General features: G+C 74.6%; 18 protein-coding genes and 1 riboswitch. Of the genes, 5 read left to right on the plus strand and 13 right to left on the minus strand.

Features of this window, described 5'->3' with window-relative positions; all coding sequences use genetic code 11:
- The 3 genes from ACIP60_RS26470 to ACIP60_RS26480 form a co-directional block, all read right to left on the minus strand.
- Positions 1 to 672, minus strand: a complete 672-nt coding sequence (locus ACIP60_RS26470) for a response regulator (protein WP_400688463.1) — start codon at positions 670 to 672, stop codon at positions 1 to 3.
- Positions 662 to 1,774, minus strand: a complete 1,113-nt coding sequence (gene macS / locus ACIP60_RS26475) for a MacS family sensor histidine kinase (protein ID WP_400688641.1) — start codon at positions 1,772 to 1,774, stop codon at positions 662 to 664. Before macS ends, ACIP60_RS26470 begins: the two co-directional genes overlap by 11 nt.
- Positions 1,775 to 1,913: 139 nt before the next feature.
- Positions 1,914 to 2,789, minus strand: a complete 876-nt coding sequence (locus tag ACIP60_RS26480) for a 1-acyl-sn-glycerol-3-phosphate acyltransferase (protein WP_400688645.1) — start codon at positions 2,787 to 2,789, stop codon at positions 1,914 to 1,916.
- Positions 2,790 to 2,965: 176 nt separating this feature from the next.
- On the opposite strand from ACIP60_RS26480, the gene ACIP60_RS26485 reads away from it, so the two are divergent.
- Entirely contained in the window at positions 2,966 to 3,745 is a 780-nt protein-coding gene (locus ACIP60_RS26485; RefSeq protein ID WP_400688465.1) for an alpha/beta hydrolase, read from the plus strand.
- Positions 3,746 to 3,755: 10 nt separating this feature from the next.
- A complete protein-coding gene (locus ACIP60_RS26490) occupies positions 3,756 to 4,370 on the plus strand; it encodes a hypothetical protein (RefSeq protein WP_400688467.1) in 615 nt (204 codons plus the stop codon).
- 98 nt (positions 4,371 to 4,468) lie between these two features.
- Here the strand turns inward: ACIP60_RS26490 and ACIP60_RS26495 are convergent, their stop codons facing one another.
- The 5 genes from ACIP60_RS26495 to ACIP60_RS26515 form a co-directional block, all read right to left on the minus strand.
- Positions 4,469 to 5,245 carry an endonuclease/exonuclease/phosphatase family protein gene (locus ACIP60_RS26495; RefSeq protein WP_400688469.1) on the minus strand — a complete coding sequence of 259 codons (777 nt, stop codon included), beginning with the start codon at positions 5,243 to 5,245 and terminating at the stop codon, positions 4,469 to 4,471.
- A gap of 179 nt (positions 5,246 to 5,424) precedes the next feature.
- Positions 5,425 to 6,366, minus strand: a complete 942-nt coding sequence (locus ACIP60_RS26500; RefSeq protein WP_400688471.1) for an ROK family glucokinase — start codon at positions 6,364 to 6,366, stop codon at positions 5,425 to 5,427.
- 196 nt (positions 6,367 to 6,562) lie between these two features.
- Complete coding sequence (locus ACIP60_RS26505) at positions 6,563 to 6,874, minus strand: DUF5304 family protein (RefSeq protein WP_400688473.1); 312 nt, start codon at positions 6,872 to 6,874, stop codon at positions 6,563 to 6,565.
- 28 nt (positions 6,875 to 6,902) lie between these two features.
- Entirely contained in the window at positions 6,903 to 8,069 is a 1,167-nt protein-coding gene (locus ACIP60_RS26510) for an ArsA family ATPase (protein ID WP_400688475.1), read from the minus strand.
- Between the two features lie 8 nt (positions 8,070 to 8,077).
- Positions 8,078 to 8,509 carry an SRPBCC family protein gene (locus ACIP60_RS26515; RefSeq protein ID WP_100835835.1) on the minus strand — a complete coding sequence of 144 codons (432 nt, stop codon included), beginning with the start codon at positions 8,507 to 8,509 and terminating at the stop codon, positions 8,078 to 8,080.
- A 248-nt stretch (positions 8,510 to 8,757) separates the two neighbouring features.
- Between ACIP60_RS26515 and ACIP60_RS26520 the strand changes: the two genes are divergently transcribed.
- On the plus strand, positions 8,758 to 10,554 hold the full coding sequence (locus tag ACIP60_RS26520; RefSeq protein ID WP_400688478.1) for an AMP-dependent synthetase/ligase: 1,797 nt from the start codon (positions 8,758 to 8,760) through the stop codon (positions 10,552 to 10,554).
- 102 nt (positions 10,555 to 10,656) lie between these two features.
- Here the strand turns inward: ACIP60_RS26520 and ACIP60_RS26525 are convergent, their stop codons facing one another.
- On the minus strand, positions 10,657 to 11,802 hold the full coding sequence (locus ACIP60_RS26525; RefSeq protein WP_400688480.1) for a glycosyltransferase family 4 protein: 1,146 nt from the start codon (positions 11,800 to 11,802) through the stop codon (positions 10,657 to 10,659).
- 315 nt (positions 11,803 to 12,117) lie between these two features.
- Here ACIP60_RS26525 and ACIP60_RS26530 point away from each other — a divergent pair, with 315 nt between their 5' ends.
- Complete coding sequence (locus ACIP60_RS26530; protein ID WP_400688482.1) at positions 12,118 to 13,476, plus strand: glycosyltransferase 87 family protein; 1,359 nt, start codon at positions 12,118 to 12,120, stop codon at positions 13,474 to 13,476.
- A 92-nt stretch (positions 13,477 to 13,568) separates the two neighbouring features.
- Complete coding sequence (locus tag ACIP60_RS26535; RefSeq protein WP_400688484.1) at positions 13,569 to 14,471, plus strand: carbohydrate kinase family protein; 903 nt, start codon at positions 13,569 to 13,571, stop codon at positions 14,469 to 14,471.
- Positions 14,472 to 14,530: 59 nt separating this feature from the next.
- Here the strand turns inward: ACIP60_RS26535 and ACIP60_RS26540 are convergent, their stop codons facing one another.
- The 4 genes from ACIP60_RS26540 to ACIP60_RS26555 form a co-directional block, all read right to left on the minus strand.
- Positions 14,531 to 15,580 carry a hypothetical protein gene (locus tag ACIP60_RS26540; protein WP_400688486.1) on the minus strand — a complete coding sequence of 350 codons (1,050 nt, stop codon included), beginning with the start codon at positions 15,578 to 15,580 and terminating at the stop codon, positions 14,531 to 14,533.
- A gap of 227 nt (positions 15,581 to 15,807) precedes the next feature.
- Positions 15,808 to 16,869: an NlpC/P60 family protein gene (locus tag ACIP60_RS26545; RefSeq protein ID WP_400688488.1), complete on the minus strand. Its 1,062-nt coding sequence runs from the start codon at positions 16,867 to 16,869 to the stop codon at positions 15,808 to 15,810.
- Between the two features lie 207 nt (positions 16,870 to 17,076).
- Entirely contained in the window at positions 17,077 to 18,168 is a 1,092-nt protein-coding gene (locus ACIP60_RS26550) for an NlpC/P60 family protein (protein ID WP_400688490.1), read from the minus strand.
- 10 nt (positions 18,169 to 18,178) lie between these two features.
- Positions 18,179 to 18,332: riboswitch (cyclic di-AMP (ydaO/yuaA leader) on the minus strand.
- Between the two features lie 399 nt (positions 18,333 to 18,731).
- On the minus strand, positions 18,732 to 19,772 hold the full coding sequence (locus ACIP60_RS26555; protein ID WP_100835843.1) for a C40 family peptidase: 1,041 nt from the start codon (positions 19,770 to 19,772) through the stop codon (positions 18,732 to 18,734).
- Positions 19,773 to 19,902 lie beyond the last annotated feature (130 nt).

A 19,902-nucleotide genomic window follows, 5' to 3' on the forward strand; every position in this document is an offset into this window, starting at 1 on the left:
TCAGCCCAGTTCCTCGTCCAGGCCCTGCTCGATCGCGTACCGGACCAGCTCGACCCGGTTGTGCAGCTGGAGCTTGCCCAGGGTGTTCTGGACGTGGTTCTGCACGGTGCGGTGCGAGAGCACCAGGCGGTCGGCGATCTGGCGGTAGGACAGGCCCTTGGCGACCAGCCGCAGCACCTCGGTCTCGCGCGGGGTGAGCTGCGGGGCGGCGGGCCGGGCGGGGGTGCCGGGCTCGGTGGCCAGGCGGCGGAACTCGCCGAGCACCAGGCCGGCCAGGCCCGGGGTGAACACCGGGTCGCCGACGGCGGTGCGGCGGACCGCTTCGAGCAGCTCCTCGCGGCCGGCCGACTTCACCAGGTAGCCGGTGGCGCCGGACTTCACCGCCTCCAGCACGTCCCCGTGCTCGCCGCTCGCGGAGAGCACCAGCACCCGCACCGCCGGGTCGGCGGCCACCACCCGGCGGCACACCTCTGCGCCGGACAGCGACGGCAGGTTGAGGTCCAGCACCACCACCTGCGGGGCGCTGGCCCGGGCCCGGCGGACCGCCTCCTCGCCGTCCCCGGCGGTGGCGACCACCGCGAACCCGGCCTCCGCCAGGTCCCGGGCGACCCCGTCGCGCCACATCGGGTGATCGTCCACCACCATCACCCGCACCGGCTGATCAGCCGTCATGTCCCCTCCTCGGCCACCGCAGTTCCACCTCGACGCCCTGGCCGGGCACCGCGTACAGCTCGGCGCTGCCGCCGAGGTCCAGCATCCGGCCGCGGATCGACTGCGCGACGCCCAACCGGCCGTCGCGCTGCGCCTCGGCCAGCCGGCCGGCCGGGAAGCCCGGCCCGTCGTCGCGCACCGAGACGGTGACCGCGTCCGGCTCGTCCTCGACCAGGATCCACGCCCGGGCCGCCTCCCCGGCGTGCCGCCGGACGTTGTCGAGCGCGGCGGCCACCGCGGCGGCCAGTTCGGCGGCGGCGGGCGCGGGCAGCAGCACGGGGGTGGCGGGCGCGGCGAGGGTGATCCGCTCGTCGGCGTGCCGGGCCAGCAGCGGGCGCAGGTCCTGCTCGCCGTCCGGTTCGGGCCGGCCGGGCAGCCGCCCGCCGGCCATCAGGGCCCGCAGCGCGCGCTCCTGCTCGCCGGCCAGCCGGCCGAGCTCGGCGGCGTCGCCCTGCTGGCGGTGGACCAGGGCGAGCACCTGGAGCACGCCGTCGTGGATGTCCCGGGAGAGGCGTTCGCGCTCCCGGGTGGCGGCCTCCACCTGGAGCGCCCGGGTGAGCACCGCCTCGCTGGCCCGGGCCAGTTCGATCACGTAGCCGATGGCGCAGCCCGCGAGCAGCAGCAGCACGATGTTGTGCAGGTTGTCGGGGCTGACCCCGCCGTGGCCGAGGATGTTGGCCGCGCCGATCACCGCCCCGGCGAACGCGGCGGCCCGCCAGCCGCCCTTGCCGGCGAAGCCCAGCACGGTGCCGGCCGCCCAGATGGTCGGCAGGGTCGGCGCGCCCGCGTGGATCCGGGCCGGGGTGTCGATGAACCCGCTCATCACGATGCCGGTGACGGCCGCGGTCAGGTCGGTGCCGAGCACGAGCCAGGTGCAGCGCTGCGGCCCGGCGAAGGCCCGGATCGAGGCCAGCGTCCAGAGGCTCAGCGCGCCCAGGAAGATCCAGCCGGACACCGGGTGCAGGAACTCCCGGTACGCGGTGAGGTACCGCAGCACCGCGTACGCCAGCGCGAGCACCCGGAAGTACCCCATGGCGCGCCAGAGCGGCAGCTCCACCGACATCCCGCCGGCCGCCACCGCCGCGGCCACCCCGGCCGGCGCGGCCGGGACCGGTACCCGGGCCGGGCCGCGGTGCGGCGCGGCGACGGGTCCGACGGGTCTGTGGTCCTCGCTCACCCCGAACCCCCCTCGTGACGGGCCGTCAGGCCCCGTCGTCCTTCGCGTCGCCCGGCTTCGCGTCGCCCGGCTCCGGGTCGTCCGGCTTCGCGTCGTCCGGCTTCGCGTCCGGGTCCGCCTCGCCCTCGCCGTCGGCCCCCGCCGCCGCGCCGGCCTTCGACTTCGCCCTGGCCTCGGCCTCCGCGTCCGCCTTCTGCTGGGCCTTGCGGTCGGCGTCCGCGGCCTTCTTCTCCTCGGCGAGCTGCCGCTTGGCGGCGGTCGCGTAGATGTCCACGTACTCCTGGCCGGAGAGCCGCATGATCTCGTACATCACCTCGTCGGTGACCGAGCGCAGGATGAACCGGTCGTTCTCCATGCCCTGGTAGCGCGAGAAGTCCAGCGGGCGGCCGATCCGGATGCCGGGCCGGACGCCGAAGTTGGGGACCACCTGGCCGGGCGGCTGCACCTTCTCGGTGTCGATCATCGCGACCGGGATCACCGGCGCGCCGGTGGCCAGCGCGACCCGGGCCAGGCCGCCGACCTTGCCGCGGTACAGCTTGCCGTCGGGCGAGCGGGTGCCCTCCGGGTAGACGCCGAAGACCTCGCCCCGCTCGATCACCGCGATGCCGCTGCGGATCGCCGCCTCGCCCGCGCCGCGGGCGCCCGAGCGGTCCACCGGCAGCTGGCCGACGCCCTTGAAGAACGCGGCGGTCAGCCGGCCCTTGAGGCCGGGCGTGGTGAAGTACTCGGCCTTCGCGATGAAGGTCACCCGGCGCTTGAGCAGCGCCGGCAGGAAGAACGAGTCGGAGAACGACAGGTGGTTGCTGGCGAGGATGGCCGGGCCCTCGTCCGGAATGTTCTCCTCGCCCTCCATCCACGGCCGGAAGAAGATCCGCAGCAGCGGCGCGACGATCATCTTCATCAGTCGGTAGAACAACCGGGGCCTCCTGTGGTGCGGACCGGACGATCCTAATGCCCCCGCCTCCCGCCCGGTGCACCGGCGAACCGCCGGTCCCCGCACCGGGCCCCTGTACGGCGCATCCCGCCCGTGGGACCATCGAGCCACCCTCACCCTGCCCGCACCTCCAGGAGTCCTGCATGCCGCTGCTACCGGGAGCCGAGCCGTACCGCCGAGCGGGCGGTCCGGTCGGTGTGCTGCTGGTCCACGGTTTCACCGGTTCCCCGCAGTCCATGCGCCCGTGGGCCGAACACCTGGCCGAGGCGGGCCTGACCGTCTCCGTCCCGCTGCTTCCGGGCCACGGCACCCGCTGGCAGGACCTCCAGCCGACCCGCTGGGAGGACTGGTACGCCACCGCCGAGACCGCCTTCGAGGAACTCGCGGCCGACTGCGAGCAGGTCTTCGTCTGCGCGCTGTCGATGGGCGCTTCGCTGGCCCTGAAGCTCGCCGCGAAGCACGGCGGGCGGATCTCCGGACTGGTGCTCGTCAACCCCTCGGTGCGTTCCGACAACCCCGCGACGGTACTTCTGCCGGTCCTGCGCCACCTGGTCCCCTCGCTGCCCGGCGTGGCCGGCGACATCGCCCTGCCGGGCGCCGCCGAGGTCGGCTACGACCGCCTCCCGCTGCACGCCGCCTGGTCGCTGGCCCGGCTGTGGGAGAGCGCCCGGGCGGGAATGCCGGCGGTGACCCAGCCGGTTCTGCTGATGCACAGTCCGCAGGACCACGTGGTCTCGCCGCGCAACTCGGCCATGGTGCTCGCCCGGATATCCTCGACCGATGTGACGGAGCTGCTGCTCGACCGCAGCTTCCACGTGGCCACGCTGGACCACGACGCCGGTCTGATCTTCGGGGCGAGCCTCGACTTCGTCCGGCGGCTGGCCCCGGCAGCGGCGGTCGATGCCGGGAACCACTCGGGCTGAAAGGCCGAATGTGAACGAGACCAGCAAGGCGAACGACGACGAGGACCTGCCCCGCGAGGACGCCCAGGCGGCCGGGTCGGAGGCCGCCGGGGCCGGGCCCGAACCGGCTCCGCGCCGCCCCGCCGCGGGCAGCCAGGCCGAGCAGGACGCGATCTTCGCCGCGCTGGTCGCCCAGTTCGACGATCCGGTCGACCTCACCGATCCGGCCTGGCCCGAGGTGGAGAACCTGCGGGCGCAGAACGAGCGGGAGCGGGAGCGGCGGGGCCCGACCGCGCCCACCACCAGCAACGGCGGCCTGGGCGACTTCACGCCGCGCCCGGTCCCCCGGCCGGGGGACGGACCGCGCGACTACACGCCGGCCGAGGACGAGGACGAGGGCCACTTCGTGCCGCCGGAGCCCCCGCCGCTGCCCGCCGCCGACACCACCGCCAAGTTCGCCTGGCTGGCGGTGCTGGGCGGCCCGGCGCTGCTGCTGTTCGACGCGGTGGTCTGGCGCGAGGTCTCCGGCTGGCCGGCCTGGGTCGGCATCCTGTCCTTCCTGGGCGGCTTCGGCACCCTGGTGGCCCGGATGAAGGACCGCGACGAGGACGAGCCGGAGGACCCGAACGGCGGCGCCGTGGTCTGAGCCGGCCGCGCCGCCCGGGGCCGGACGACCGCCCGGCCCCGCTCACCACGGCCCCGCTCACCACGGCCCGGCCCAGCGCGGCCCGGGCCCACCGCGGCTCACTGCGGCGCGGTCCGCTCCGGGGCGGGGATGCGCAGCGTCGCCAGCACCGGCAGGTGGTCGGTGGCCGCCCGCAGGTCCGCCTCCGTGACGCCCGGCAGCGGGTAGGGCACGCCGCAGCCCAGCACCTCGACGTCCGGGGTGGCGAACACCCCGTCGATCCGCTGGTAGGGCTGCTTGGGCACCGAGGTGTGCGTCCCGCCCCAGGGGGCCTTGGCGTGCGCGTCGGTGAGTTCCGCCGCGAGGGCGCGCCAACCCGGGCCCTCCGGGGGCTCGTTGAAGTCTCCGGCGATCACGCCCGGTTCGCCGGGGCGGAGTTGGGCCCGCAGCAGGGCGAACTGCCGCAGCCGCTCGGCCGGTTCGAGGCTCAGGTGGCAGTTGGTCACCGAGAACGGGCGGCTGCCGCCGATCCGCAGCAGCGCGCCGGCGAAGCCGCGCGCGTGCAGCCCGCGGGTCTTCGGCAGCAGCACGTCCCGCAGCTCCAGCAGGTCGACCCGCAGGTTCCCCAGCAGCAGCGGCCCCGCCGCCACCCGTCCGCCGCCGGCCAGGATCACCGTCCCGGTCCGGTGGGCGAGCCAGGCCGCCGCCTTCTCGGTCTTCCAGTACCGGGGCGACTCCTGCACGCACACCACGTCCGGCTCGCAGGCCCGGATCACCCGGGCCACCGCGGCCCGGTCGTCCCGCAGCGACCGCACGTTGTAACTCAGCACCCGCACCCGCCGCGCCCCGTCCGGCTCCACCCCGGAGGACGCCAACCCAGCCTCAGTGTCCGTCACCTGACCGACAGTAACAGGCGCCGGGCGCGCGGAGCGCGAAAAACCGGGCGCGCGGGGAGGGGCGCGGGGACGGGTGCGCGGCGGTGCACGAGCAGGGGCGCGGGGACGGGTGCGCGGCGTTCACCCGCCGCCGCGTGCCCGTCCCCGCGCCCCTGCTCTCCGCGCGGTGCGCCCGCGCGTCAGATCCGGGCCAGGTCGGCCGCGCCGGCGATGCCCGCGGCCGAACCCATCGACGCCAGCACCACGTTGGCGCGGGGCCGGGCCGGGCCGCCGGTCAGGTACTTCTCGAAGCTCGCCGCGACCGGGTCGAGCAGCAGGTTGCCGGAGTCGGAGACGCCGCCGCCGAGGACGAAGACGCCCGGGTCGAACAGCGCGGCGAGGTCGGCCATGCCGCGGCCGAGCCAGTCGGCGAGCTCGGCGTAGCAGGACAGCGCCAGCGCGTCGCCCTCCTCGGCGGCCTCGGTGATGTGGATGCCGCGGATGGTCTCGGCGACGCCGTCGTTGAGTTCGAGCATCCGCTTGCCGGCGATCGGGTCGGCGGCGGCGCGCTCGCGGCCGTAGCGGCGCAGCGCCCGCCCGGAGCCGTACTGCTCCCAGCAGCCGTGGCCGCCGCAGCCGCACTCCAGGCCGTCGGGGACCATGTTCAGGTGGCCGATCTCGCCGGCCACGCCGAACCGGCCGCGGTGCAGCCGGCCGTCGAGGACGATGCCGCCGCCGATGCCGGTGCCGACGGTGATCAGGACCATGTCCTCGTACTCGGCGGCGGCGCCGAACCGGAACTCGGCCCAGGCGGCGCAGTTGGCGTCGTTCTCGACGACGGTCTCCAGGCCGGTGAGTTCCTCGACGCGCTGCTTGAGGGGCTCGTTCTCCCAGGCGATGTTGGGCGCCATCAGGACGGTGGAGCGGTCCCGGTTGACGAAGCCGGGGGCACCGACGCCGACCGCCGTGACGTCGGGGTACTGGTCCTTCAACTCCCGTACGCCCTGGGCGATGGCGTCGACCGCCCACTGGGGGTCGGCCGGGGTGGGCACCCGGGTCTTGGCCAGAATCTCGCCGGACTCGTCGACCACGCCTGCTGCGATCTTGGTACCGCCGACGTCCACGCCGATGGTCAGAGCCATGTGTCCCTCAGCTATTCACTCGTTCCCGCTCAGCGGAACCGTACCCGCTGGGGGGTACCCACGTATACAGCCTGGCGTACATTATTCGAAGGCAATTCCCGACCCATTGGTCATGGTGCCTTCAGAAGTCATACCAACGGTACCGTTCGGTAATGAATTGTCACCATAGCGTGACGGCAGTATTCGGCCGCCTTAACTACTTGTCGGGGGCCTCCGCAGCCCCGTCCAGGTCCACCCGTTCGGTCTCGGCGTGTTGGGGCGCGGACCAGCTCCGTTCGTGCCCGGCCACGGCGGCCCGGTAGGCGGCCAGCAACTCCCCGCCGGCGGCGGCGAGGTGGCCGTACACCTCGGGGTTGGACTCGCGCAGCCGGCCGCCGAACTCCACGGCCTTGCCGCCCAGTGCGGTGGCGAACTTCCGCACCTCCTCCACCAGCGGTGCGAACTCCCCCGCGCCGCCAGGCCGTTCCCGTTCCCGGCCCTGCTCCTGGTCCTGCTGTTCCGTGCTCACCGCGCCACTCCTCGTCCCTCGGTACCGGCTAGCCCCGCGGCCACAGCGCGGGATCGGGCGTGAACCGCACCGACAGCACCCCGTCCGCCAGCCCGGCCCCGCTGACCGTGCAACGGCGCAGGGCGGACGGGAGTGCCAGGACCCGCCGGTAACCTCCGACGCCGAGCACCAACTCGTCGCCGCGGCGCAGCAGTTCCAGATCGCCCCGGTCGGCGCCGGGCAGCGGCAGGTGCCAGAGCAGCCGGTTCTCGGCGGCCAGCCGGTCCTCGACCCGCGGGTCGGCGGGGGCGGGCGGCCGGGGGGCGCCGGCGGCGTAGAGCCGTTCGGCCAGCGCCTCCGGGCCGCCGTCGGGCTGCCGGGCGACCAGCACCGGGACTTCGCCCAACTGCTCGGCGACGGCGGCCAGTTGCTCGTCCTGCCGGGCGGCCGTGGCGGCCAGCCAGGGGTCCGCGGAGCCGAGCGCGGCGGCGGGCAGCGCGCCGTGCGCGACGACGGCGTCCAGCGGCAGGCCGTGCAGGGCCAGTCCGGCCCTGATCCGGGCCAGCGCCCGGGGGGCGGGCCGGGCGGCGTCCAGCACCAGGCGGACGGTGGTGCCGGGGGCGGTGATCGCGGCGGCGGCCTCGGCGAGCGCGGCGGAGGCGGCGGCCCGGGCCTCGAACAGCCGGTCGGTGGGCATCGGGACGCCGGCCAGGTTGGCCAGCAGCGGGCGCAGCGCGCGGGCGGCCTGGCGCTGCTCGGGCAGCAGCCGGGCCAGGTAGCGCTCCAGTTGGGCGGGCAGCGCGAGGGTGGCGATCAGTTCGGCGGGCGGCGGGGCGGCGACCACCAGCACCTCGGCCTTGGCCCGGGGCAGGGCGCGCAGCAGGGCGAGGGCGCGGGTGCCGGGCAGCGGGGCGAGTTCGTCGGGGTCGAGCGGCTGGGCGCCGATCAGGTCGAGCGCGGGGGCGAGCCGGTCGCGGTAGCCGTCGAGGGCGGCCCGGAAGGCGGCCTGCTCGTCGAGCCGGGCGGCGGCCAGGTGCGGTTCCAGCTCGACGGGCTCGGGGCCGAGCCGGACGCCGAGCAGGTCGTCGGCGGCGCGGTGCGGGTCGTCGGCGGCCAGCAGCAGGGTGTCGCTGCCCTGCCGGGCGTGGTGCAGGGCGGTGGCGGCGGCGATCCGGGCGGACTCCGGGCCGCTGACCAGTACGGTGCGGGTGGCCACGAGCCGGATCAGCCCTCGACGCGCTTCTTGAGGCCGGCCAGGGCCCGGTCGATGATGACCTTCTCGGCCTTGCGCTTGATCATGCCGAGCATCGGGATCTTGACGTCCACGGCCAGCTGGTAGGTGACCTCGGTGCCCTTCCCGGCGGCGGCGAGCGCGTACGAGCCGTCCAGGGCGCGCAGCATCTGGCTGCTGACCAGCGTCCAGCCGACCTCGCGGTCGCCGTCCCAGGTGTAGGCCAGGGTGTGCTCGTCGCGGATCGCGCCGGCGTCCAGCAGCAGCCGCACCTTGGCGGCGCGGCCGTCGGGGCCGGTCTCCAGGACGTCGATCTCCTTCACCTCGCCGGTCCACTCCGGGTAGGCGGCGAAGTCGGCGATCACCGCCATGACCTCGGCCGGGGTGGCGTCGATGACAATGCTCGACCTGGTGTGCTCCGCCATTGCGGCCTCCGCGATCTCCCTGTGCTGCTGTGCGCCCAGCAGAGGCTATCGCGGGCGGGGCCGCCCGCTTCCCGCGCGGGCACCTACCGGCGGGTCACCTGCGCGCTGCCGTAGGGTTCGGTTCGGTCCACCCGCACTTCCGACCTGCGGTGTGACGATCGGAACACCCGGGTCGACCCCCCTGGCCGAATCCGCCTACCCGGCAGTAACGTCCAGTCGTCCCGCAGCGTCGCAGACGAGGAGCAGTCTTGCTCGACGAGTTCAGCCTTCCGGCCCGCTACCAGGTACCGAGCGACGGCAACCTCGCCGACCTGGTCCACCAGAACGCGGAGCGGCACCCGGGCGTCGCTGTGCTCAGCCGCAAGTCCGCCGGACAGTGGCAGGACCTCACCGCCGCCCAGTTCCTCGCTGAGGTGCACGCCGTCGCCAAGGGCCTGGTCGCCACCGGCGTCGCCCCCGGCGACCGGGTCGCCGTGATGTCCCGCACCCGCTACGAGTGGACGCTGCTCGACTTCGCGATCTGGACCACCGGCGCGATCACCGTGCCGGTGTACGAGACCTCCTCCGCCGAGCAGGTGCAGTGGATCCTCGGCGACTCCGGCGCCCTCGCCGTCGTCACCGAGACCGACCAGCACGCCGCCGTGGTCGCCGACGTCCGCGGCGCCCTGCCCGGGCTGGCGCACACCTGGCAGATCGAGCGGGGCGGCATCGCGGCCCTGACCCTGGCCGGCGCCGGCGTGGACGACGCGGTGATCGCCGAACGCCGGGCGCTGGCCGGGCCGGACTCGATCGCCACCATCGTCTACACCTCCGGCACCACCGGACGCCCCAAGGGCTGTCAGCTCACCCACGGCAACTTCCTCGCCGAACTGGGCAACGTCACCGCCCGGATGCCCGAGCTGTTCCGCACCGGCGAGTCCTCCGTCCTGCTGTTCCTGCCGCTGGCCCACGTGCTCGGCCGGATCGCCGAGATCGCCGCCGCCATCGCCCCGGTCAAGCTCGGCCACGTCTCCGACGTCAAGAACGTCACCGAGGAGCTCGGCTCCTTCAAGCCAACGCTGATCCTCGGCGTCCCCCGGGTCTTCGAGAAGGTCTACAACACCGCCCGCGCCAAGGCCCAGTCCGACGGCAAGGGCGGGATCTTCGACCGCGCCGCCGACACCGCCGTCGCCTACAGCCGCGCCCTCGACACCGGCCGCCCCCCGCTCGGCCTGCGCGTCCGGCACGCGGTCTTCGACCGGCTGGTCTACCGCAAGCTCCGCAACGCCCTCGGCGGGCGCTGCCGGTACGCCATCTCCGGCGGCGCCCCGCTCGGCGAGCGGCTCGGCCACTTCTACCGCGGCATCGGCTTCGTCGTCCTGGAGGGCTACGGCCTCACCGAGTCCTGCGCCGCGACCGCCTTCAACCCGCACGACAAGCCGAAGATCGGCACCGTCGGCCAGCCGCTGCCCGGCTCCGCGGTCCGGATCGCCGAGGACGGCGAGGTCCTGCTCAGGGGCCCGCAGGTCTTCACCGGCTACTGGAACAACCCCGCCGCCACCGCCGACGCCCTGCGGGACGGCTGGTTCGCCACCGGCGACCTCGGCTCGCTGGACGACGAGGGCTACCTGACCATCACCGGCCGCAAGAAGGAGATCATCGTCACCGCCGGCGGCAAGAACGTCGCCCCCGCGGTGATCGAGGACCGGATCCGCGCCCACGCGATCGTCGGCGAGGTCATGGTGGTCGGCGACCGCAGGCCCTTCATCGCCTGCCTGGTCACCGTGGACGACGAGTTCTTCCCGCGCTGGAAGTCCCTCAACGGCAAGCCCGCCGACGCCACCGTCGAACAGCTCCGCGACGACCCCGACCTGCTCGCCGCCGTCCAGGCCGCGATCGACGACGGCAACCAGGCCGTCTCGCACGCCGAGGCGGTCAAGAAGTTCCGCCTCCTCACCACCACCTTCACCGAGGCCGGCGGCCACCTCACCCCCTCCCTCAAGCTCAAGCGCAACGTCGTCCTCAAGGACTTCGCCGCCGAGATCGAGGCGCTCTACACCAGGTGAGGCGGACCCGGGGGCGCGGGGAACCGCGCGACCGGCCCACCGCCCGGGGCGGGGTCGCGGCACCCGACGAACCACCGTCCCGGGCCGCGACCCCCGGCAGGTTCACCGCTCGGGCGACAACAACCCCGTGAGCCGCTCCGCGAGCATGTCCCAGCGCCAGGCCGCGTGCACCCACGCGCGCCCGGCCCCGCCCATCTCGCGGCGCAGCCCCTCGTCGCCCAGCAGCCGCACCAACCGTTCCGCGAGCAGCGCCTCGCCGCCCCTGCCCGGCACCACGTACCCGGTCTCGCCCTCGCGGACCGCGTCCGGCGCCCCGCCCGAGTCCCCGGCGACCACCGGCAGTCCGGTCGCGGAGGCCTCCAGGTAGACGATGCCCAGGCCCTCGACGTCCAGGCCGCCCCGGCGGGTGCGGCAGGGCATGGCGAAGACGTCGCCGGCCCCGTAGTGCGCGGGCAGTTCCTCCCAGGGCACCGCGCCGGTGAAGACCACCGAGGAGCGGACGCCCACCGTGTCGACGAGCTTCTCCAGCTCGGCCCGGTACGGCCCGCCGCCGACGATCAGCAGCACCGCGTCGGGCTGGGCGGCCAGCACCCGCGGGAGGGCCCGGATCAGCGTGTCCTGGCCCTTGCGCGGCACCAGCCGCGACACGCACACCACCACCGGCCGCTCGCTGAGCCCGAGCCGGGCCCGCACCGCGTCCCCGCCGGAGTCCGGCCGGAAGGTGGACTCGTCGACGCCGGGCGGCAGTTGGACCATCCGGCGGGCGGCGGCCGGGCCGACCGCCCGGGCGATCCGGGCGCGGGTGTACTCGCCGAGGTAGGTCAGCACGTCCGTCCCGGCCCCGATCCGGCGCAGCAGCTGGGCGGAGACCGGGAGTTGGGCCCAGGCGGCCTCGTGCCCGTGGGTCATGCCGAGCAGCCGTCCGGCGCCGGCCCGGCGCAGCGCGGGGGCCATCAGGCCGAGCGGGGCGGCGGCGCCGAACCAGACCGAGGTGCAGCCCTCCGCCCGGAGGACCTCGGCGGCGCGGCGGGTCACCCGCGGCGTCGGGACCATCATCCTGGTCCGGTCCCGGACCACCGGGAAGGGCTGCCGGGCGTCGAACTCGGCGACCTCCCGGCCGTCCCGCCAGGTGGAGGCGTACACCACGACCGACCCGGCGGGCTGCCGGACGGCCATGTTGTGCACGAACGCCTGGATTCCGCCGGGCCTGGGCGGGAAGTCGTTGGTGACGATGAGGGTCTTGTGCATGCCGCGGCTCGCTCGGTCGGGGGGTGCTCGGACTACCTGTGAGTGGTCCGTACGATAGGACACCGTGCCCGTCCACCGGGAACGCGGGCCGCGCCGCCGGCCGCCCCGGCCACCGCACCGCCGACCGCACCGCCGGTCCGGCGGACGGGGGCCGGAACGGGACCGGACCGGAGCCGCCCGCCGCCCGGGCGGTTCGGACACGGTTCGGTGACGTTGGGAGCGCCGCCGCAACCGTCCGGGCCGGCCGGCGGTCCTCCCGGTGGGGCCCCGTCCGCCCGGTGTTCCGGCGTGCACGCGACGACCTGAAGGAGCGCAGTGGAGTCAGCCCAGGCCGAGAGGACCGGTGGCGCGGAGCCGTCGGCGCCGTCATCCCCGGCCGTTGCCGCGCCGAGCCGCCGTCCGCTGTGGGCGCTGGCCGGCGGCTGGGTGGCGACCAGGGTGCTGGTCGTCCTGATGGCTGTCAACGTGCTGAAGATCGGCGACGTGAGCTCCGACATCTCGGTGATCTACCACAGCTGGTACGAGGTGCTGCGCACCGGCACCTTCCCGCTGGACGACGTGACCTGGCAGTACCCGCCGGGCGCGGCGCTGGTGATCCTGCTGCCGGGGCTGCTGCCCTGGTCGTACCTGGTGTCGTTCTTCGTGATCTGCGGGGTGGTGGACGCGGCCGCGATGGCGCTGCTGATGCGGGCGGGCGTCCGCCGGGGCCGCAGCTACCTGGGCGGCTGGTACTGGGTGGTGGGCGTGCCGCTGCTGGGGCCGACGGCGTACTGCCGGTACGACATCATCGTGACGGCGCTGGCGGTCGCCGGCCTGCTGGTGATGCTGCGGCGTCCGGCGCTGAGCGGGGTGCTGCTGGGCCTGGGCGGCCTGTTGAAGGTGTGGCCGCTGCTGGCGCTGATCGGCTCGCCGCGCGGGCGGCGGACCCGGCGGGCGTGGACCTCGGCGGTGGCGTTCGCGGCGGCGCTGGGGTTCCTGCTGACGGCGGGCATGAACGGGGCGTTCGAGTTCCTGAAGTTCCAGTCGGAGCGCGGCATCGAGATCGAGTCGGTGGGCGCGCTGCCGCTGCACTTCGCCCGGCTGGCGGGGTCGTGGCACGGCACCGTCACGATGAACTACGGCTCGACGGAGTTCCTCGGGCCGTGGGTGCCGGTGATCTCCAAGGTGATGGTCGGGCTGTCGGTGCTGGGCTTCGGCTGGCTGCTGGTGTGGCGGCTGCGGGCGGCCCGCTGGACGGCGGCGACCACCTTCGACGCGGCGCTGTGCGCGCTGCTGGTCTTCGTCACGACCAGCCGGGTGATCAGCCCGCAGTACCTGATCTGGGTGGTCGGCCTGGTCGCGGTCTGCCTGACGGTGCGCGGCAGCAGCCAGCGCCCGGTGGCGGTGCCGGTGCTGGTGGCGGCGGCGCTGACCACCCTGGAGTTCCCGGTGATGTTCGGCTCGGTGAACCACAGCGAGCTGGACGGGGTGCTGGTGCTGACCGCCCGCAACCTGCTGCTGGTGGCGTGCACGGTGCTGTCGGCGTACCGGCTGTGGCGCTCGACCCGGCAGCGGGAGGCGCTGACCACGGTGGTGCTGCCGGCCGGGCAGGTGGGCCCGCAGTACCCGGTGCGCCCGGGCATCGCCTACGAGCAGGATCTGCTGGACGACCTCACCCCGGCCGACCGTCCCTGACCCGGCCCTCCCCTCAGCCCTCCCCCCGGCCCACCGCCTGCAAGTTTCTGAAACTCCTTGCAGTGCAGGTCCCGGGCTGCCACCATCGCCGGATGATCGACTACGACATCCTGATCGTCGGTGGCGTCGGCGTGGACACCATCGTGCGGGTGGACCGGCTGGAGGTCCCGCCGGGCCGCGACTCGCTGGCCGTCCCCCCGGTGCTGGACTACCCGGCGCACACCGGCAACGGCGTGGCCCTGGCCTGCCTGGCGCTCGGCCTGCGCACCAAGTTCGCCGACTTCCTCGGCGACGACCCGCAGGGCGCCCTGGTGCTGGCCGAGTACGCCCGCCGCGGCCTGGACTTCAGCCACCTGCCCGCCCCGGCCGGCACTCCGCGCAGCGTCAACCTGGTCGACCGGGACGGCCTGCGGTTCTCCTTCTACGACGGCCGGCACCCGGCGGACGCCCGGCTGCCGCGCGCGTTCTGGCTGCCGCTGCTGGAGCGCTCGGCGCACGTCCACCTGTCGATCACCGGCGTCAACCGGGACATGTACCCGGACATCGAGCGGCTGGGCCGCAGCAGCTCCACCGACCTGCACGCCTGGGACGGCGCCGACGAGCACCACCTGCACTACGCCCTCCGCTCGGACCTGGTGTTCCTCTCCGCGGCGGGCCTCGGGGGCCGCCCGGAGGCGGCGATGCGCGCGGTGCTCGCCCGGGGCCGGGCCGAGCTGGTGGTGGCCACCGCGGGCGCGGACGGCGCCTTCCTGCTGACCCGGGAGGACGCCGCGCCCCGGCACTTCCCGGCGGTCGACCCGGGCGCCCCGGTCGTGGACAGCAACGGCGCGGGCGACGCCTTCGTCGCCGGCTTCCTGCACCGGCGGCTGGCGGGCCGCCCGGCGGAGGAGTGCATGCGGGCCGGCGCGGTGGCCGGGGCGTACACCTGCACCGTCGCGGGCACCCACACCGCGTTCCTGGACGCGCCCGGCCTGGAGCGGGCACTCGACGCCTGAGCGCGGCACCCTGCCCGGCCCAGCCCGGCCCCGCCCGGCCCCGCCCGGCTCAGCCCGGATCAGCTCCGGAGCCGGGCCACCTCGGCCGTCCAGTCCTTGGTGAACTCCGCGACCCCGATCCCGAGTTGGGCCTTCATGGCGCGCTCCAGCCCACCCTCGCCGAAGGCCCCGACGGTGCGGTAGAGCGCCACCAGCCGGTCCTGCCCGTACCGGCGGGCGATCAGGTCGCAGGCCAGCCAGGCCAGCTCGTAGGCCTGGGCGATGCCGACCGCACCGGCCGTGAACGCCTCGTCGGCGGGCAGCGCGGCGGGCAGCCGCCCGGCCTGGACGTCCTTGGCCAGCTCGGGGGCGATCTGCCGGGCGGTGCGTCCGGCGTCCCGGTAGCCGGTGTAGTCGGCGACGCCCTCGGAGAGCCACAGCGGCGTCCAGGACCTGGTGTCGGCCCGGGTGGCGACGTGGGTGGCCTCGTGGGTGACCACCACCCGGCGGCCGAGTTCGCTGAGCTGCCGGTACGCGTCGGGGTTGACCACGATCCGGTCGGCGGGGGCGTGCACGGGGGCGCCGCCGACCGCCAGGGTGACCGCCGCTATGCCCTGGTAGGCGTCCGCGGAGACGTCCATCCGGCGGGCGAACTGCTGCTCGGTGAGCGGCAGTTCGAGTAGCAGCCGGCCCGTGAACGGCCCCCAGACCGCCTCCACCGCGGGCACCGCCCGGTCCGCCAGCTCGGCCAGCGCGGCCAGTTCCGCCGCCTCGCCGAGGCCGAGCACCAGGCCGCGCCTGCCCTCCGCGGTCCGGACGGTGCCCAGGTCCCAGGGCGCGGCCGCGCCGGTCGGCACCTCCCGGGCCACCCGCCAGCCGGCCGCCTCGCGCACCAGCTCGACCTGCCGCTCCAGCAGCACCGGGTAGTCGTCCACCCCGGCCAGCCGGTAGCCCAGCTCGGCGCCGACCCGCACCCGGTCCGCGTCGGCGGGCGGCTCGGCGAAGGAGGTCAGCTTCAGCGCGTACGCGGCGAAGCGCAGCCCGGCGGTCCGGGTCAGCAGGTCCCGGTCGGCCTCCTCGGCGCCGTCCGCGGAGCCCGCCAGCAGCCCGGCGGTGTCCCGGCCGGCCACCGCGCGGGCCCGCTGCTCCAGCAGCCGTACGGCGGTCTCCCGCAGCCCGGGCGGCGGCGCGGGCGGCGCGGCGGGGGCCGACCGGGCGGGCCGGACCGGCGGGAGCGAGAGCTGGGCGGCCCCGGCGGCGGCCAGCAGCAGGGCGGCCCGCCGGGACAGCGGAGCACCGGCCCGGCCCGGCCCGGTGGCCGTCGCCGGGTCGGTGACCAGGGGCTCGTCGACGAGGCTCAGACCCGCACCACCGTGTTGACCGGCATCGCGCCGACGCTCTCGTAGCGGACCCGGGCCCCGGGGTAGGGGGCGTGCACGACGACGCCCCCGCCGGCGTACATGCCGACGTGGTGCCTGTCGCTGTAGAAGATCACCAGGTCTCCGGGCCGGGCTTCGGCGAGGCTCACCCGCCGGCCGGCCGTGGCCTGTCCCTGCGAGGTCCGCGGCAGGGTCACTCCGGCCTGCCGCCACGACCAGTACATCAGACCGGAGCAGTCGAAGGTGCCGGGGCCGGTCGATCCGTAGACGTAGGGGGAGCCGATCTTGGAGATGGCGGCGGCCAGCGCGGCGGCGGCCCGGTCGGAGGAGGGCGGCTGGTCGCCGAGGTCGATCCGGTCGGTGCCGCGGGTGGCGCGCTGCCGGGCCGCCCGGGCGTCGTCGGCCGTCAGCCGGGCCCGCTCGGCGGGGGCGAGGCCGTTCAGCAGCCGCTGGGCCTTGGCCAGCCGCTCGCGGACCTCGTCCTTGGCGGCGGACAGCCGCTGCCTGGCCTGCTCCAGCTCGTCGAGCTTGGCGCCGGCCTCGTGCCGCCGCTCGTCGAGCCGCCGGGCCCGCTCGGCCAGCTCGCGCAGCCGGTCGCCCTGCCGGGCGGTGGCCTGTTCGAGCGAGCGGGCGCCGGTCAGGTAGCCGGCCGGGTCCTGGTCGAGCATCAGCCGGACGGCGGGGTCGATGCCCTGGGACCGGTACTCGGCGGCGGCGACGGCGCCCAGGTCGCCGCGCATCCGGTTGAGCTCCTCCTGCCCGGCGGCGACCTGGTCCTGGAGGGCGCCGGCCTCGGCCTGGAGCCGCCGCTGCTGCTCCAGCGCGGCGTTGCACTGCTCGGAGGCCCGCTCGGCCTCCTCGTAGAGCTGGTCGACCCGGGCCTTGACCTCGCCGCGGTTGGGCGGGTCGGCGGGGCTGAGCGGGGCCGCGGCGGCCCCGCCCACGGTCAGGCCGAGCGCGCCGGTGGCGGCGGCGGTGAGCGCCAGGGCGCGGGCGAGGCGCTGGACGCCGGGCAGTGGGGTGCGGCGGGGCACGGACACGCGCGACGGCTCCGTTCTGCGGCCGGCCTCCGCCGCCGCCCGCGGTCGGACGGCCGTCCTCGCGGGGGCCCGGGGGCAGAGGTTAGCGATTCCGACCGATCCAGTCCAAACCCTGACAGCACCGAATATTTGACCCCTAATCGGGCATCCGAACGAGAGCGGCCCGGCACCCCGTGCGGGGTACCGGGCCGGGGCCTCGACGGAGCGTCAGATCCGGACGATCCGGTTGATCGGCATCGCGGTCGCCGACTCGTAGCGGACCTGCGCGCCGGTGTGCGGGGCGTGGATGATCTGCCCGTTGCCGACGTACATGCCGACGTGGTGCTGGTCGCCGTAGTAGATGATCAGGTCGCCCGGACGGGCGTTGGCGATGTTGGTGCCGAGGCTGGTGCCGGCCCCGGCCTGCGCCTGCGAGGTGCGCGGGATGGACACCCCGGCCTGCTTGTAGGCCCACTGCATCAGCCCGGAGCAGTCGAAGGTGCTCGGCCCGGCCGCGCCGTAGGAGTACCAGCTGCCCAGCTTGGAGGCCGCCGCGCCGACCGCGTTGCCCGAGAAGCTGGAGGACGCCGGGGCGTTCAGCTCCGCCCGGCCGCTGTCGCGGGAGGCCCGCTGCTGCTGCTGTTGCTGCTGCTGCGCGGAGTCGGCCTTCGCCTTGGCGTCCGCGGCGGCCTTGGCCTCGGCGGCGGCGAGCTGCTCGCGCTCCTGCTGGGTCAGCGTGTTGAGCAGCTCCTGGGCCTTGGCCAGCTTCGCCTGGACGTCCTCCTTGTCGGCCTTGAGGGCCTTGGTGGTGGTGTCCAGTTCGGCGAGCTTGGTCTCGGCCTCCTTGCGCTGCGCGTCGAGCTTGGCCTGCTCGTTCTGGAAGGTCTTGAGCAGGTCGGCCTGGGTGGAGCCGACCGCGTTCAGCGCACCGGCCTGGCCGAGGAAGGTGTCCGGGCTGCTGGAGAGCATCAGCTGCATGGTCTGCGGCATGGTGCCGGTGCGGTACTGCTCGGCGGCGATGCCGGCCAGCGACTCCCGGGCGGAGGTCACCTGCTCCTGCTGCCGGGCGAGCTGGTCCTGGAGCTGGCCGACCTGCTTCTGCAGGTCCTGCTGCTTCTCGACCGAGGCGTTGAGCGCCTCCGTCTTCACCTCGGCCTGCTCGTTGAGCTCGTCGACCTGGGCCTTGACCTGGTCCTTGGTCGGCGCCGGGTCGGCGTGCGCCCCGCCCTGGGCGGAGAGCGCCACGGCAGCGGCGGCGGTGGCAGTGAGAATCGAGACCCGGGCACGGCCGACGGGCTTGGGACGGCGATGGGACGCCACGAAGGCGGACTCCTTCTTCCTCACACCGCCTACCGGGTGAGCTGACGGGTTCGGGCTGGAAGAGATGCCCTACGGCGCTTCACCGACCGCGCGCGGCGGTCGGCCCGGCGCCGATTCACCCCGGGGGAACGTGGTTCCCCGGCTCCGTTCGACAGCACCCCCGCAGGGGTATCCCCGTCGGCAGACCCGGTGTTGACGGTCTGCCCGCTGCGTCACGGACTCGGCGGCGACCTCCGCCGCCGCCCCCCTTGGGCGATCGACACTGCGGTGGTCGAAGCACGACCCTAGTAACCGATCCGTGATCCGTTCAAATCCTTGTCGGAAAAAAATCTGATTCTGAATCAAATACCTCGACACTTATGACCGAACGTGATCGGTTCACTACCCAGCACGGAGCAATTCTCACCCTGCGGCCGGGAAACACCACACCCGGGCGTGTCACGGATCACAGCAGGATCCCGACCCGCCCGGGCGTGTCACAGTGCGTCAGTTGTCGCCCGGTGGGGCGTTTGTCCGATTCGCCGGGCCGTCGACCAGCCCCGGCCGGACCCGACCCGCCCCGGTCAGACCCGGCGGATGGTGGAGATCGGCAGGGTGTCGACCTTCATCGTCTTCACCACGTCACCGGTGCGCGGCGCGTGCACCACCAGGCCGTTGCCGATGTACATGCCGACGTGGTGCCGGTCGCCGTAGTAGATGACCAGGTCGCCGGGCTGCGCGTTGTGCCAGTCGGTGCCCACGTTGGTGCCGTAGCTGCCCTGCGACTGCGAGGTGCGCGGCAGCGAGACGCCGGCCTGCTTGTACGCCCACACCATCAGGCCCGAGCAGTCGAAGGTGCTCGACCCGGTGGCGCCCCAGACGTACGCCGAGCCCTGCTTGCCGAGCGCGGCCGCCACCGCGGTCGCCGCGTAGCCGCTGGCCGGCGGCAGGGTGGACGGGTCGACCCGGGAGGCGCTGCGCGAGGCGGTGCCGCCGCCGGAGCCGCGGAGGATGGAGGCGCGGTCCGCGGCGTTCAGCTTGGAGAGCAGCTTCTGCGCCTCGGCGAGCTTGGCGTTCACGTCGTTCTTGGCGTCGTTGAGCGCCTGGGTCTGGCTGTCCAGCTCCTGGAGGACCTGGGAGGCCTCCTGCTTCTGCTGGTCCAGGCGGCGCTGCTGGTCCTTGAGCGACTTGAGCGTCTCGGCCTGGGTGCTGGCAGCCTGCCCGAAGGAGGTGGCCTGGGTGAGGTACTGGTCCGGGTTCGAGGAGAGCATCAGCTGCATCGACGGGTCGACGCCGCCCTGCCGGTACTGGTCGCCGGCCACCGCCGCCAGCCCGGAGGCCAGCTCGGTCAACTGCTCCTGGCCGCGGGCCACCTGGTCCTGCAGGTCGTCGGCCTGCTTGCGCAGCTGGTCGGCCCGCTCCTTGGCGCCGTTGTACTTCTCGGCGGACTGCTCCTGCTCCTCCAGCAGCTTGTCGACCTGTGCCTTCACCTCGTCCTTGTTCGGCTGGGCCGGGGCGGCGTGCGCGCTGGCCTGGGCCGTCAGGGCGACCGCGGTCGCGGCGGCAGCGGTGAACACGGAGATCCGCGCACGGCTCGGCTGCTTGGGACGGCGGTGGGAGGCCAAGGGGGAGCTCCTTCTTCCTGCTGGACTCACCCCGACGAGTGATGGTCCGGAATATAGGTTTGACGCCAGACCCTAGTGAAGTCCCTGCCTCCGCGTCCACTCCCGGGGGCTTCCGGATGCCCGCCCCCGC

The sequence above is a fragment of the Kitasatospora sp. NPDC088783 genome (assembly GCF_044750705.1).
In the GTDB taxonomy this organism is placed as follows: Bacteria; Actinomycetota; Actinomycetes; order Streptomycetales; family Streptomycetaceae; genus Kitasatospora; species Kitasatospora fiedleri.